General features: G+C 58.4%; 11 protein-coding genes. 3 read left to right on the forward strand and 8 right to left on the reverse strand.

Annotation, left to right across the window (positions count from 1 at the left end; genetic code table 11):
- Positions 1–83: 83 nt before the first annotated feature.
- The 3 genes from AB5Z02_RS04110 to AB5Z02_RS04120 all read right to left on the reverse strand — a co-directional run bounded on the left by AB5Z02_RS04110 (position 84) and on the right by AB5Z02_RS04120 (position 3,466).
- A complete protein-coding gene (locus AB5Z02_RS04110) occupies positions 84–1,352 on the reverse strand; it encodes a high-affinity branched-chain amino acid ABC transporter permease LivM (RefSeq protein ID WP_216979827.1) in 1,269 nt (422 codons plus the stop codon).
- A complete protein-coding gene (gene livH / locus AB5Z02_RS04115) occupies positions 1,352–2,278 on the reverse strand; it encodes a high-affinity branched-chain amino acid ABC transporter permease LivH (RefSeq protein WP_005339439.1) in 927 nt (308 codons plus the stop codon). Before livH ends, AB5Z02_RS04110 begins: the two co-directional genes overlap by 1 nt.
- Positions 2,279–2,344: 66 nt before the next feature.
- Complete coding sequence (locus AB5Z02_RS04120; RefSeq protein ID WP_368215353.1) at positions 2,345–3,466, reverse strand: branched-chain amino acid ABC transporter substrate-binding protein; 1,122 nt, start codon at positions 3,464–3,466, stop codon at positions 2,345–2,347.
- A gap of 434 nt (positions 3,467–3,900) precedes the next feature.
- Here AB5Z02_RS04120 and AB5Z02_RS04125 point away from each other — a divergent pair, with 434 nt between their 5' ends.
- Together AB5Z02_RS04125 and AB5Z02_RS04130 are read left to right on the forward strand one after the other, a co-directional pair.
- On the forward strand, positions 3,901–4,905 hold the full coding sequence (locus AB5Z02_RS04125; protein WP_005355925.1) for a substrate-binding domain-containing protein: 1,005 nt from the start codon (positions 3,901–3,903) through the stop codon (positions 4,903–4,905).
- Between the two features lie 251 nt (positions 4,906–5,156).
- Complete coding sequence (locus AB5Z02_RS04130; RefSeq protein ID WP_368215355.1) at positions 5,157–7,421, forward strand: methyl-accepting chemotaxis protein; 2,265 nt, start codon at positions 5,157–5,159, stop codon at positions 7,419–7,421.
- A 74-nt stretch (positions 7,422–7,495) separates the two neighbouring features.
- Here AB5Z02_RS04130 and AB5Z02_RS04135 read toward each other — a convergent pair whose 3' ends face one another.
- The 5 genes from AB5Z02_RS04135 to glyQ form a co-directional block, all read right to left on the reverse strand.
- Positions 7,496–7,990, reverse strand: coding sequence for a DM13 domain-containing protein (locus AB5Z02_RS04135; protein WP_040069868.1), 495 nt, complete (start codon positions 7,988–7,990; stop codon positions 7,496–7,498).
- A gap of 113 nt (positions 7,991–8,103) precedes the next feature.
- Complete coding sequence (locus AB5Z02_RS04140) at positions 8,104–8,868, reverse strand: EAL domain-containing protein (protein WP_279489948.1); 765 nt, start codon at positions 8,866–8,868, stop codon at positions 8,104–8,106.
- A 228-nt stretch (positions 8,869–9,096) separates the two neighbouring features.
- Positions 9,097–9,798, reverse strand: a complete 702-nt coding sequence (locus AB5Z02_RS04145; RefSeq protein ID WP_216987794.1) for a hypothetical protein — start codon at positions 9,796–9,798, stop codon at positions 9,097–9,099.
- A gap of 304 nt (positions 9,799–10,102) precedes the next feature.
- Positions 10,103–12,172 (reverse strand): glycine--tRNA ligase subunit beta, encoded by a 2,070-nt coding sequence (glyS, locus tag AB5Z02_RS04150; protein ID WP_368215357.1) that lies wholly within the window; start codon positions 12,170–12,172, stop codon positions 10,103–10,105.
- Positions 12,173–12,181: 9 nt separating this feature from the next.
- The gene (gene glyQ, locus AB5Z02_RS04155; protein WP_010672400.1) at positions 12,182–13,111 is read right to left on the reverse strand and encodes a glycine--tRNA ligase subunit alpha; all 930 of its coding nucleotides are present in this window, start codon (positions 13,109–13,111) and stop codon (positions 12,182–12,184) included.
- A 222-nt stretch (positions 13,112–13,333) separates the two neighbouring features.
- Between glyQ and AB5Z02_RS04160 the strand changes: the two genes are divergently transcribed.
- Positions 13,334–13,906, forward strand: a complete 573-nt coding sequence (locus AB5Z02_RS04160) for a DNA-3-methyladenine glycosylase I (RefSeq protein WP_368215359.1) — start codon at positions 13,334–13,336, stop codon at positions 13,904–13,906.
- Positions 13,907–13,987: the final 81 nt, after the last annotated feature.

Genomic DNA, 13,987 nt, shown 5'->3' on the forward strand with positions numbered 1-13,987 from the left:
CAAGGTGGAGCGAGTCACTACCAGCCATTCAGCCACATAGCGCATCGACAGATCAGAGACATCTATGAACTTCTGATGAGTGCTCATTTCTTCAACTCCAGATGCGGACGGGTCATCGGCAGCAATCCCTGTGGCCGCCAGATCATCATGAACACCATCAAGAGGCCGAACATCAACATGCGGTACTCGTTGAATTCGCGGGCCAGCTCCGGCAGCACCGTCATCACGATGGCCGCCAGCACCACCCCGATCTGGGAGCCCATACCACCCAGCACCACAATCGCCAGCACAATGGCCGACTCGATAAAGACGAAGGATTCCGGGCTGATAAAGCCCTGCCGGGAGGCAAAGAAACTGCCCGCAAAACCGGCAAAGGTAGCGCCTATGGTGAAGGCGGTCAGCTTGATGATGGTGGGGTTGAGCCCCAGCGATTTGCAGGCGATCTCGTCTTCCCGCAGCGCTTCCCAGGCGCGGCCAAGGGGCATCCGCAGCAGGCGGTTGATGACAAACAGGGTCACCACCACCAGCACCAGCGCCATCAGGTAGAGGAAGATCACCTTGTGGTTGGCGTTGTAGGTAATGCCGAAGAAGTTGTGGAAGGTATCAAAGCCCCCATCCTTGACGGTGCGGTTGAACTCCAGCCCCCCCAGCGTCGGTTTGGGGATGCCGGATATGCCGTTCGGGCCGCCGGTCAGGGTGGTCATGTTGTTGAGCAGGATGCGGATGATCTCGCCAAAACCCAGGGTGACGATGGCCAGATAGTCCCCCCGCAGCCGCAGCACCGGGAAACCGAGCAGGAAGCCGAAGGTAGCGGCCATCAGCCCGGCGATGGGCAGGCACTCCCAGAAGCTCAGCCCGAAGTAGGTGTTGAGCAGGGCATAGCTGTAGGCACCGACCGCGTAGAAGCCGACATAGCCGAGATCGAGCAGACCGGCGAGGCCGACCACCACGTTCAGCCCCAGCCCCAGCATGATGTAAATCAGGGTGAGGGTGGCGAGATCGATGGCGCCGCGAGAAGCCATAAAGGGCCAGCTCACCGCGAACAGCAGTACCAGCACGGCGGTGAGGTTATAGAGCTTGGGTGCTTCTTCCGGGCTTGGCAGCACCAGCTTGGTGAAGCCGACCGAGAAGCCGCTGATGGAGGCCTGAAACAGCTTGGCGATCTGGCCGCGCAGCATCTGGAACCAGAAAACAATGGTGGCTCCCCCCAGCAGCCAGGCCAGCGACACATCGAGGCGGCTCACTACCTGCAGGCTGGCGCCATCGGTCTCCAGCTTGAAGCCGAGCAGCCAGAAGGAGAGCACCAGCAACACCAGGCTGGCGATACAGGCGTGGATAAATTGATGTTTCATCACACTTTCTCCACTTCCGGACGACCCAGAATGCCGGTCGGCATAAAGAGCAGCACAAAAATGAGCAGGGCAAACGCCATCACATCTTTGTACTCGGTGCTGAGATAACCGGCGGTGAGGGCTTCAACCACCCCGAGCAGCAGGCCGCCCAGTACGGCGCCCGGAATGCTGCCGATACCACCCAATACAGCGGCAGTGAAGGCCTTCAGACCGGCCATAAAGCCGAGGTAGGGGTTGATGACGCCGTAATACATGCCGAGCAGCACCCCGGCGACGGCGGCCAGCGCGGCCCCCAGCACGAAGGTGATGGAGATGACCACGTGGGTGTCGATGCCCAGCAGGTTGGCCATCTTGATATCTTCCGAGCAGGCGCGGCAGGCGCGCCCCATGCGGGAGCGGCCGATGAACTGGGTCAGCGCCAGCATGGTGATGAAAGTCACCACGAAGATGATCAGCTGCATATAGGAGAGGCTTGCCTGAAAACCATCCTCGCCGCCCAGGGTCCAGCCACCTGAGATCAGGCTGGGCATGGCGATATCCCGCGAGCCCTGCGCCATGCGCATCATGTTCTGCAAGAAGATCGACATGCCGATGGCGGAGATGAGGGGGATCAGCCGGTTGCCACCGCGCAGTGGTCGGTAGGCGACCCGCTCGATGCTCCAGCCATAGGTGCCGGTGATGATGATACTGACCAGGAAGGCGCCTCCCAGCAGTAGAAAGGTACTGTCGATGCCCATCATCATGAGCCCCGCCATCACCATAAAAGCGACATAGGAGCCGATCATGTACACCTCGCCGTGGGCGAAGTTGATCATGCCGATGATGCCATAGACCATGGTGTAGCCAATGGCGATCAACGCATAGGTGCTGCCTATGGTTAATCCGTTCAGCAGTTGCTGAACCAGATAGAGGAGGTGTTCGGACATACTGCGTTCCCTGTACTTGCCCGCAAAGAGAGGAGGGGGTGAGCGTACTCACCCCCGATCGGCAGATTATTTGACTTGGCTGGAAGTACCGTCAGCGTGCCACTGGAACACACCGAATTCGAAGCCTTTCAGGTCACCGTTCGGTGCCCAGGTCAGGGGGCCCATCACGGTATCGATCGCTGCGGCCTTGATGGCGGCGGCAACGGCGGCCGGGTCATCTTCACCCGCCTTGGCGATACCGGCGGCCAGGGTTTGCACCGCGGCATAGGTAGTCCAGACGAACGGGCCGGAGGAGTCCTGACCCTTGGCCTTGAACGCTGCCACCAGCGGGGCGTTGGCAGGCACCAGATCGTATTTGTTCGGCAGGGTCACCAGCAGGCCTTCGGAAGCCGGGCCGCCGATGGCGGAGATATCCTTGTTACCCACCCCTTCCGGGCCCATGAACTTGGCTTTCAGCCCCTTCTCGCCAGCCTGACGCAGGATCAAACCCAGCTCAGGGTGATAGCCGCCGTAGTAGACAAAATCGACGTTCTCTTTCTGCAGCTTGGCGATCAGGGCGGAGAAGTCCTTGTCACCGGCGGTGATCCCTTCAAAGGCCACCACTTTCACGCCAGCCTTGTCGAGCGCCGCTTTGACGCTGGAGGCGATCCCTTCACCGTACTGCTTCTTGTCGTGGATAACGGCGACGCGCTGGGGTTTGACCTGCTCGATGATGTACTTGGCGGCAGTCGGGCCCTGATCGCTATCCAGGCCGATGGTGCGCAGGGTCAGCTGGTAACCGCGCTCGGTGATCTTGGGGTTGGTGGAGGCGGGGGTGACCATCAGGATCCCCTCGTCTTCATAGATGTCCGAGGCGGGCAGGGTGTTGTCGGAGCAGAGGTGACCGACCACGAACTTGACGCCGTCGTTCACCACCTTGTTGGCAACGGCCACCGCCTGTTTGGGATCGCAGGCATCGTCATAGACGACTGCTTCGATCTGCTTGCCATTGATGCCGCCAGCCTTGTTGATCTGCTCTACCGCCATCTTGCCGCCGGTGAACTGCATGTCCCCGTACTGGGCAACCGGGCCGGTAACCGGGCCTGCGATACCTATCTTGATGGTGTCTGCCGCGTGGGCGATGGAGATCGATCCAAACAGAGCCAAAGAAACCGCTGCGCCAACTGTGATTTTGCTCAACTTATGCATTGATTCGTCCCTTAATCAGTGGATTGTTTCATTTCCGTGTGCCATTCCGGATCTACATCCCGTGCATCCGGCTATAGGTATGGTTCTATCATTCCTCACGGGGCAATAACAAGCTGTTAAAGATACTAACCAGAGGGGGTTGGATGGACGGATTTTGAAATAAATGACCTGTTATTTTCGGCTAATCAGAGCTTAATTTTGATTTGTTGACTTAACATCTTGGTAACGAGAGGCGATTCTGACAAACGCCAGAGGATTAATCTGGCGATATTTTACTCTGACAGCGCTCCCATTTTGACCAGAATCCATTTGCGCAAACAGAAATGAGCGCCTAAATTAGCCGGCATTGACAATTCCGTGGCAGAGCTCGTTAAAACCAAGCCTTTATTCGGGAAATCTGCTAATGTTCCGCCTTTGACAGTCAGGAGACAGAGATGGCCACTATCAAGGATGTCGCCTCGCGCGCAGGCGTATCCATCTCCACCGTCTCACATGTGCTCAACCACACTCGGCGGGTCAGCGAAGACGCGACCCAGAAAGTGATTGAGGCGGTGGCAGAACTCAACTACGCGCCCAACTCGGTAGCGCGCAGTCTTAAAATAAATTCGACCAAGACCATTGGTATGCTGGTGACCACCAGCGTAAACCCCTTCTTCGCAGAAGTGGTGCAAGGGGTTGAAGCGTACTGCTTCGAACAGGGCTACAGCCTGATCCTCTGCAACACCGAAAACCAGCCGCCTCGCCAACAGCATTACCTGAGAATGCTGATGGAAAAACGGGTGGATGGACTGCTGGTATTGGGTACCGATATCGACACCCCGTTGCGTGACATGCTGCGCATCCACAAGAACGTGCCGCAGGTGGTACTGGATTGGGGCACGGAGTGCGATTTCGCCAACGTCATCAACGACAACGCCCGCATCGGCGCCCGCATGGCTGTTCGCCATCTGCTGGAGCTGGGGCACCGCGACATCGTCTGCATCACTGGCCAGCTCTCCAAGCCGACCACCCAGCAGCGACTGGACGGGGTACGTGATGCGCTGGGCGAGCACGGTCTGACCCTCAAAGATGAGCAGGTCTTTGAAGGGGATTACGAGAGCCAGAGCGGCTTCGATGCCATGCAGCGCATCCTGGCCCTGCAGCCTCGTCCGACCGCGGTCTTTGCCTTCGACGATCCCATGGCGATCGGCGCGATTTGCGCTGCCTGGGAAGCCGGAGTCAAGGTGCCGGACGATATCTCCATCATCGGCTACGACGATGTGGAGATGGCGCGCTTCTCCAGTCCGCCGCTGACCACCATCCGTCACCCGAAGGCCGAACTGGGCCAGTTGGCGGTGAAGCATCTGGTCAGCCGGATCCGCAACAAGGAGCTGGAAGTGGAATCGATGACGGTACAGCCCGAGCTGATCGTCCGTCGCTCGGTCAAACCGTTGCGTTAATCCGCGCCCGTTGCCAACACGAAAAACCCCCTCTGTCACGAGGGGGTTTTTGTTTATGGGCGGTTTACTTTCAACCAGTGGCTCGCAGCGCCGATCTCGGCCTTGTGAGTGAATATTCCCCCCGTTTGAGCTGCCTCGCATTTTGCTTGTTAATCGTTTGATCAATATCAACAAAGGGTTAAGTTCTGATGGACTCCCGACTTAACCGTTCCATCCTGTAGGTTGGGTATGACTGTCAAGGATGGTGTCTTATGTTCCCCCCTCGCAAGCTGGGTCACCAGATCACGCTGCTGGCAATCGGCGGCATCGTATTGCTCGCCGTGGTGCTGCTTACCTTTAATCTGTTTGAAAATCGCCAGCGGGCGCTCGCGGCCGAGCAGGCTGCACTGCGGAGCCAGCTCCAGAATGTGGAAGCGGTGATCAAAAACACCAGCCATGAAACCGTGCTGGCGGCGACCCTGATCGCCCAGCGGCCGGATGCAGCAAAAGCGGTGGCCGACAAGGATTGGCAGACCCTCGCCAATCTGTTTGATCCGCTCTGGCCCGCCCTCAAGGCGCAGGGGATCCAGCAGTTTCACTTTCACATTCCCCCGGCTACTTCCCTTTATCGGGTACACAAGCCCGCAAATCATGGCGACGACCTCTCTACTACACGGTTGGCAGTGGTCGAGGTGAACCGCAATCATCAACCGGTCGGCGGGTTGGAGACCGGTCAGGGCGGCACCGGGATCCGCGGCGTAGTGCCGGTCACTTTCAATGGTCAGTCGGTCGGCTCGGTGGAGTTTGGCCGCGCCCTCGACACCTCGCTGTTTGCCGATCTGCTGGGCAAGGACAGTCGCCTTGCCATCTATCTGTTTGAACAGGGTAAGCCCGTTATGCTGACTGGTACCTCCATGCTTGGTGAGTCGGTGGACTGGTATCAGGAGGTATTGGCGGGAGAGAGCCGCTTCACCACCATCAAGCAGCAGGGGAGCGATTTTCTGGTGATGGCGGCACCGTTGCGCGACTTCTCCGGCAAGGCGGTCGGGGTGATCGAGTTGGCGCGTGATCACAGTGAGGTTGCAGCCGCGCTGGTACGCCAGAGCTGGCAGATGGTAATGATCGTGCTACTTGGCACCGCTCTGATTGCGGTGGCGCTGGTGCTGCTGCTGGCGCGTCTTAGCCGTCCACTGCTCGACAGCGTCAAGGCGCTGGAGGCGCTGGCCAATGGCTCCGGCGATCTCGGCAGCAAGCTGCCGGTGGCAGGGCCGGAGGAGATCCGTCGCCTCGGGTCGGCGTTCAATGGCTTTGTTGCCAAGATCCGCGACACCATCAGCCAGCTCACCGCCACCTTGGGCGAGCTGGCTGGCGAGAGTGAGCGGCTGTCGCGCAGTGCGGCCGGCAACCTTGGCAGCATGACGCGCCAGCAGGAGCAGACCACCCAGCTCGCCACCGCCATGACCGAGATGACCAGCACGGTACACGAGGTGGCCAACAACACGGCACAGGCGGCCGAAGCGGCCAACGAAGCGGACAATCAGGCGGTCACCGGTGATGAGGTGGTGCAGCAGAGCGTCAACATGATCGAACAGCTGGCGGAGGAGATCGCCAGCGCGGGCAACACGGTGAAAGAGGTTGCCAAGGCCAGCGAGCAGATTGGCTCTGTGCTGGCGGTGATCCAGTCCATCGCCGAGCAGACCAACCTGCTGGCCCTCAACGCTGCTATCGAGGCGGCCCGGGCCGGCGAACAGGGGCGTGGTTTTGCGGTGGTGGCCGACGAGGTGCGCTCGCTGGCCGGGCGCACCCAGCACTCCACCGCCGAGATCCGCGGCACCATCGAGCAGTTGCAACGGGCGGTGGGCAGCACGGTGACCATGATCGAACACAGCGTCTCGCGGGCGGGGGAGTCGGTGGAGCGGGCCAATCAGGCGGGAGAGGCCCTCGGCCGGATCAAGGGGGCGGTCAACAGCATCCGCGACATGAACACCCAGATCGCCGCCGCTTCGGAGGAGCAATCCTCGGTGAGCGACGAGATCACCCGCAATATTGTCAGCGTCCACGAGATCTCCCAGGCCACCACGCTGGTGGCGCGGGATACCGCCCATATCGCCAGCCATGTGGCGACCCTGGTGGACAAGCTGGGGGATCTGGCCGGGCAGTTCCAGGATGGTTCCAACGTGCGGATGGTGCTGAGTCGCGCCCGCGCCGCTCACATGGGCTGGAAGACCCGGGTGCGCGCCTATCTGGATGGGCAGGAGGGGTTGTCGCGCAGCGAGGCGGTCAGCGACAAGGAGTGCCGCCTTGGTCATTGGTACTTCAGCGAAGGGCAGGCATGCTGTGGCGATCAACCCGCCTTCAGGGCGATCGCCGCCCCGCATGCCAGATTGCATCAGGTGATCCAGCAGATTATCGAGCTGAAAAATCAGCACAAGCATGAAGAGGCAGAGGCGCTCTACCGCGAGATCGAGCAGAACTCAGAGCAGGTAGTGGGCTGCATTGATCAGCTGCTGCAGGAGATGACCAAGCCGGAGCGTTAATGACGAGCGGATCGGATAGCCAAAGGGCTGACAGTGATGTCAGCCCTTTTTCATGGTGCGGGTCAGGGGCGAGGTTACTGCTCCGGACGCAGATCCTGATAACGGGCGGCGGTGATGAACTGGCCGAAGGTTTCACACCAGACGATCACGCTGCTGTAGCGGGCCGGATCGATCGTGGCGGGCAGCGGCACGATAAAGTTGTCGAAGGTCTTCACCGGCCCGACTCGCACCATCTGATCCTTGAGGCGGGCAAAATCGGCTTCGGTCTCGACAAACTCGGGGGAGAGGTAGAGCTGGTAGTCCGGCCCGGGGGCCAGCTTGCCCATCAGACTGACGGCATCCGGCCCTATGCTCACCTTGCCTTCCCCCCAGTGCAGCCGATCGCTGTCTTTCAGATCCCGGCGAAAGGTGCCGTGGAATCTCGCTTGCTGCTGGCTGGCCGCTACCTGCTCGGTATCAGGGGCGGGTGGCGCGATCAGGATCGGCAGGGTGTAGACACCAGCGGCAAAGCCTGCCGCCGCGACCAGCAGATGGGTGCCCAGCAGCAGGGCCATGGTTTTGCGTTTCATGATATCTCGGTCGTTGATGAACAGGTGCCAGCATCATAGCAGTGGTGCTGGCTAAACCGCTTGTCATCCAGCGCTATGGAGCCGGATGTTTGCGCAGCCGCGGTTGATATGGCTTACAGGCTGGCGAAATCCACCTCGGGCAGGGTTTCGAAGCCGGGGCGGGCAAACAGATAGCCCTGCATCAGACTGACGCCCATCTCCTGCAGGCAGGCCATCTCTTCGCGGGTCTCGATCCCCTCCGCCAGCGGGGTGATCTTCAGCTCCGCAAACAGTGCCAGACAGTGGCGCACTATGGCTTGCCGGGTCGGGTCATGGTCGATGCCCCGCAGCAGGTGCATATCGAGCTTGACGATGTCGGGGCGAAAATCGGCCAGCAGGTTGAGGCCCGAGTAACCGGCGCCAAAGTCATCGATCGCCGTTTTGAAGCCGAGCGCCTGATAGTGATCGACGATACTGCGGAGATGCTGGCTATCCTGCACCTGCTCCACCTCGGTCAGCTCGAACATGATCTGCTCGATGGGAAAGAGATGCTCGCGGGCTGCCTGCAGGGTGGTGCGGATGCAGCGCTCCGGGCGGTAGACCGCATTGGGCAGAAAGTTGATGCTGAGCATGCCCCGCATATCGAGCCGGGCGGCCAGTGCGATGGCCTTGATCCGGCACAGCTGGTCGAAGCGGTAGCGATTGCCATCGTTGACCCGGGCAATCACGCTCTGCGCCGGCTCGTTGTTGAGCCCCCGCACCAGCGCCTCGTAGCCGAAGATGGTGCGCTGGCTGCAATCGATGATGGGCTGAAAGGCCATGGTGAAGTCGAAGTCGAGATCTGCTTTCTCCTGACACAGCTGGCAGATGGCGGGGGACGGGGCGGCAGGTATATCCATGACTCTCCTCTCGGGGCGTGGCGGCGCTGGGGACTGACTCAAATGATAACAGCTGATCACCCCCCTGTAGGTTCGATTAGCGCAGCGTAATCGGACGAACGAGAGGCTTTGATTACGGTTGTTGCCGTGAAACAGAGACGGCCAGCCGGAGGGGAAAATTCGGCTGGCCGTTATGGCGGGAGAATTGATTTACGCGAACGTCCGATTACGCCTGACGGCTAATCGAACCTACGAGCTAAATGGGCTTGGCGTGACGTTTATTCTCTCTACTAAGGAGAGAATATCATTAACTTTTATACTATATTCTCCACCAATGGATTTAAGAATTTCTACTGTTCGAGAAGTAGTAAAGTCAGATATGTAGCAAGGTTTCCCTAGGATATTATCCTCAATGGTTGTTTTAATTCTCTCCAATATTGGTGTTAGATCAAAGTTGTGTTCAGTTGAACCAAGAATATGGTTCATTTTAATACTGGCCTCCAGTGATTCCAACTGCGCCAGTAAAACGTTATTGTAAACCTTTTTTAAATCCCAAAGGCGTTCTTCTACAGAGCGAAGGTTTAGTTCTTGGGAGTATTCATTGTATTTAATTGTTTTGTTTTGCAGGGAGAGTTCGATTTTTATTTTTGATATTCCAGATTTTATTTCATTAAGTTCGCTGGAATAATCCTCAATTGAATTATAAATTTTATCTATTCTTTCATTGGTGCTTTTTAGTGAGGCTAAGAGGTTATCTACGTTTTTAGAGTTTTTTTCATCAACTATTCCTGCAATCTTTATTTCTGATTCAATGATAAGTCTGGATGTTTCGTTTAGTAGTGTTGATTTATCTTTTTCATGTATTTTAAAATTTGACCACCATCCGAAACCAAATAATAATGCTGATACTCCCAAAACAGCACCTATAGCCCAGTACACGGTGCTTAACAATGAGTCATGGTACTCTTTAATTATTTTGTTTTCAATTTTAAGCTCTTCAAATGCTTTTAGTTTATAAATTGTTTCATAATTAATAAGAGAGCCATTCTCTACGCTGCTCTGAGAGTTTTTTCTGCATGTGCATTTATCACAACAGAGAAAAACAATAAAAAAATGACAATGAAAAATTTATTCATGAAATTGCTCTCTTTGATTTTTATGAAATAAATGTCACATAATTTAAATATAAAAACTGTGAACCTAATCAAAACGGCGCCTCGCGGCGCCGTTTTTAATATCACTTACTCAACCCTAATCACTGCAGCAGCGAGATATCCGCGACTTGCAGGAACAGGTTGCGCAGGTTGTTCAGCAGCGCCAGACGGTTGGCCTTGAGGGCCTCGTCGTCGGCCATCACCATCACTTCGTTGAAGAAGGTGTCGACCGGCTCGCGCAGGGCGGCCAGACGGGTGAGGGCAGCCTGATAGTCACCGGCAGCGAACAGCGGGGCCAGTTCGGCTTGCAGTTCGGCAACCTGGGTGGCCAGCGCCTTCTCGGCAGCATCTTGCAGCAGTTCCGGTTTGACGGCAGTCGGCAGTTCGCCTTCGACCTTGGCCAGAATGTTGCTCACGCGCTTGTTGGCGGCAGCCAGTGCCAGGGCGGCATCCAGCGTGCGGAAGTGGCTGACGGCCTTGACGCGACGATCGAAGTCGAGCGGACGGGTCGGGCGGCGGGCCAGTACGGCCAGCACCACGTCGGCACCGATGCCTTCGTCCTGATAGGCGGCGCGGAAGCGACCCAGCATAAAGTCGACCACGTCGGTGACGACGGTTTTGTTGGTCAGCTTGTCGCCGTAGACGCGTACCGCTTCTTCAACCAGTTCAACCAGATCCAGATCCAGCTGCTTCTCGGTCATGATGCGCAGGGCACCGATGGCGGCGCGACGCAGGGCGAACGGGTCCTTGTCACCCTTGGGCAGCATGCCGATGCCGAAGATACCGGCCAGGGTGTCGAACTTGTCGGCCAGCGCGACGGCGCAGGCAACCAGACCGGACGGCAGGGCATCGCCGGCAAAGCGCGGCATGTACTGCTCGTTGAGGGCCACGGCAACCGCTTCGTCTTCGCCATCGTGACGGGCGTAGTGCATCCCCATGACACCCTGGGTGTCGGTGAACTCGCCGACCATGTTGGTCATCAGGTCACACTTGGAGAGCAGACCGGCACGCTTGGCCTGAGCCACGTCGGCACCGATACGCTCGGCGATAAAGCCGGCAACGGTCTCGATGCGCTCGACCTTGGCCTTGACGGTGCCCAGCTGTTGCTGGAACAGCACGGTTTCAAGGCGCGGCAGGCGGGAGGCCAGGGTCTGCTTGAGGTCGGTCTTGAAGAAGAACTCGGCGTCAGAGAGACGGGGGCGAACCACCTTCTCGTTGCCGCTGATGATCTGGCTCGGGTCTTTGGACTCGATGTTGGTGACGAAGATGAACTTCGGCAGCAGCTTGCCGTTCTTGTCGTAGACCGGGAAGTACTTCTGGTCACCCTTCATGGTGTGAACCAGCGCTTCAGCCGGAACGGCCAGGAACTTCTCTTCGAAGTTGGCAGTCAGCACCACAGGCCACTCGACCAGTGCGGTCACTTCTTCCAGCAGAGCGTCGTCCAGATCGGCCACGCCACCGAAGGCGGCTGCGGCCGCTTCGACGTCAGCCTTGATCTTGGCCTTGCGCGCCATAAAGTCGGCAATCACCATGCCGCGCGCCTGCAGGATCTGCGGGTACTGGCTGGCGTTGTCGATGGTGAATTCGCTCTCGCCCATAAAGCGGTGACCGCGAAGGGTGCGGGCAGAGTCGATACCCAGAATGTGGGCGGGCACCAGCTCGCCATCCAGCAGCAGGGTCACGGTGAAGACCGGACGCACGAACTGGATAGTCTTGTCGCCCCAGCGCATCATTTTCGGGATTGGCAGCTTGGCCAGTGCCTGGCTAACAAGCTCACCCAGCAGATCGACGGCCGGACGGCCTTCAACCTTGGCGGTGTGAACCAGCCACTCGCCCTTGTCAGTGACCAGACGCTCGGCCTGCTCAACGGTGATGCCGTTGCCACGGGCCCAGCCTTCGGCAGCCTTGGTCGGCTTGCCTTCGGCATCGAACGCCTGCGCCACGGCCGGGCCGCGCTTCTCGACGCTCTTGCTCGGCTGTTCGCCGGCCAGCTCGCTCACCTTCAGCGCCAGACGGCGCGGTGAGGCAAACCACTCGACGTCGCCAAAGGCCAGATCGGCCTTGGTCAGTTCGGCTTTGAAGTTGTCGGCAAAGGCTTCGGCCAGGGAGCGCAGGGCTTTGGGCGGCAGCTCAGCAGTACCGATCTCTACCAGAAATGTATGTTGTGCCATGTCCGTTCCTTAACCTTGCTTGTTCTCGTTGCTGCCACGTTGGCACATCGGGAAGCCCAGCGCTTCGCGGGAGGCGTAGTATGCCTCGGCCACGGCCTTGGTCAGGGTGCGAATGCGCAGGATGTAGCGCTGACGCTCGGTGACCGAGATGGCCTTGCGGGCATCCAGCAGGTTGAAGGAGTGAGCGGCTTTCAGGATGCGCTCGTAGGCAGGCAGCGGCAGCGGTTTTTCCAGTGCCAGCAGATTCTGGGCTTCCTTCTCGTACTGCTCGAAGCAGTGGAACAGGAACTCCACATCGGCGTGTTCGAAGTTGTAGGTGGATTGCTCCACTTCGTTCTGGTGGAACACGTCGCCGTAGGTGGTCTTGCCCAGCGGGCCGTCAGACCAGACCAGATCGTAGACGCTGTCCACGCCCTGAATGTACATGGCCAGACGCTCGAGACCGTAGGTGATCTCGCCGGTGACCGGCTTGCACTCGAGGCCGCCGACCTGCTGGAAGTAGGTGAACTGGGTCACTTCCATGCCGTTCAGCCACACTTCCCAACCCAGACCCCAGGCACCCAGAGTCGGGTTTTCCCAGTTGTCTTCCACGAAGCGGATGTCGTGGATCTCGGGATCCATACCCAGCTCTTTCAGGGAGCCCAGATAGAGTTCCTGAATGTTGTCGGGGGAAGGCTTGATGATCACCTGGAACTGGTAGTAGTGCTGCAGGCGGTTCGGGTTTTCACCGTAGCGGCCGTCAGTCGGACGGCGGGACGGTTGCACGTAAGCGCAGGCGATGGGCTCCGGGCCCAGGGCTCGCAGACAGGTCATGGGGTGGGAAGTACCGGCACCCACTTCCATATCCAGCGGCTGAATGATGGTACAGCCCTGGCGGGACCAATAGTCCTGCAGCTGCAGGATCAGGCCCTGAAAGGTTTTGACATCGAATTTTTGCATAATTTTTTTCGCGCGAAGTGAAAATCAGAGCAAGATTTGCTGAATGTGAACCGAGGGAGTATACCGTCTGGCATGGTCGGATAATAGGCGAAATTGCAGCGGATTCGCGGGATGGTGCTGCGCCCTGGCTGGTCGGGCGGGATGTCCGGTATATGATGTGAGCAGTGCCGCCTGCAGAGTGGGCAGGGTCGGGTAAACCGCTGAAATGACGAGGGAGAGGAAATGGAACTGCGCTGCGCCTGGGTGACCAAAGACCCGGAATACATTGAATACCATGACAAACAGTGGGGCAGGCCGGTCTATGACTCGCGCGAGCTGTTTGCCAAGCTTTGCCTCGACGGCCAGCAGGCGGGGCTGTCGTGGATCACCATCCTCAAGCGCACCGAGAGCTACTACCGCGCCTATGCCGACTTTGATCCGGTGCAGATTGCCCGCTTTGACGAGCAGGATGTAGAGCGGCTGATGCAGGACACCGGCATCATCCGCAACCGGCTCAAGGTGCAGTCGATCATCAGAAATGCCCGCGCCTATCTGGCGTTGCAGGAGCAGGGGATCGACTTCGCCGACTACCTGTGGGGCTTTGTTGGCGGTGCCCCCATCGTCAACCAGCGGCAGGGCAACGGCGATATTCCGGCGACCTCGCCGGAGTCGGATGCCATGTCGAAAGCGCTCAAGAAGCTCGGCTTCAACTTTGTCGGCAGCACCATCTGTTACGCCTTTATGCAGGCGGTGGGGATGGTGAACGATCATCTGGTCAGCTGTCCTTGCCACGCCGAGTGTCAGTTACCGTGCTGACCATCCGCCGATTGCCCAAAAAAACACCACTCTCGCCATCTGTTCAGGCTTGCGTCAGACAATGGCGTGCCAGCGCGTTAC

Origin of the sequence: Aeromonas sp. R2-3, from assembly GCF_040908375.1 — a bacterium.
GTDB lineage: Bacteria > Pseudomonadota > Gammaproteobacteria > Enterobacterales > Aeromonadaceae > Aeromonas > Aeromonas veronii.

Coding starts and splice junctions, on each gene's coding strand:
- glyQ (WP_010672400.1), bottom strand. CDS start 13,111: ATGCAAAAATTCGATGTCAAAACCTTTCAGGGCCTGATCCTGCAGCTG.
- AB5Z02_RS04120 (WP_368215353.1), bottom strand. CDS start 3,466: ATGCATAAGTTGAGCAAAATCACAGTTGGCGCAGCGGTTTCTTTGGCT.
- AB5Z02_RS04160 (WP_368215359.1), top strand. CDS start 13,334: ATGGAACTGCGCTGCGCCTGGGTGACCAAAGACCCGGAATACATTGAA.
- AB5Z02_RS04125 (WP_005355925.1), top strand. CDS start 3,901: ATGGCCACTATCAAGGATGTCGCCTCGCGCGCAGGCGTATCCATCTCC.
- livH (WP_005339439.1), bottom strand. CDS start 2,278: ATGTCCGAACACCTCCTCTATCTGGTTCAGCAACTGCTGAACGGATTA.
- AB5Z02_RS04130 (WP_368215355.1), top strand. CDS start 5,157: ATGTTCCCCCCTCGCAAGCTGGGTCACCAGATCACGCTGCTGGCAATC.
- AB5Z02_RS04140 (WP_279489948.1), bottom strand. CDS start 8,868: ATGGATATACCTGCCGCCCCGTCCCCCGCCATCTGCCAGCTGTGTCAG.
- glyS (WP_368215357.1), bottom strand. CDS start 12,172: ATGGCACAACATACATTTCTGGTAGAGATCGGTACTGCTGAGCTGCCG.
- AB5Z02_RS04135 (WP_040069868.1), bottom strand. CDS start 7,990: ATGAAACGCAAAACCATGGCCCTGCTGCTGGGCACCCATCTGCTGGTC.
- AB5Z02_RS04110 (WP_216979827.1), bottom strand. CDS start 1,352: ATGAAACATCAATTTATCCACGCCTGTATCGCCAGCCTGGTGTTGCTG.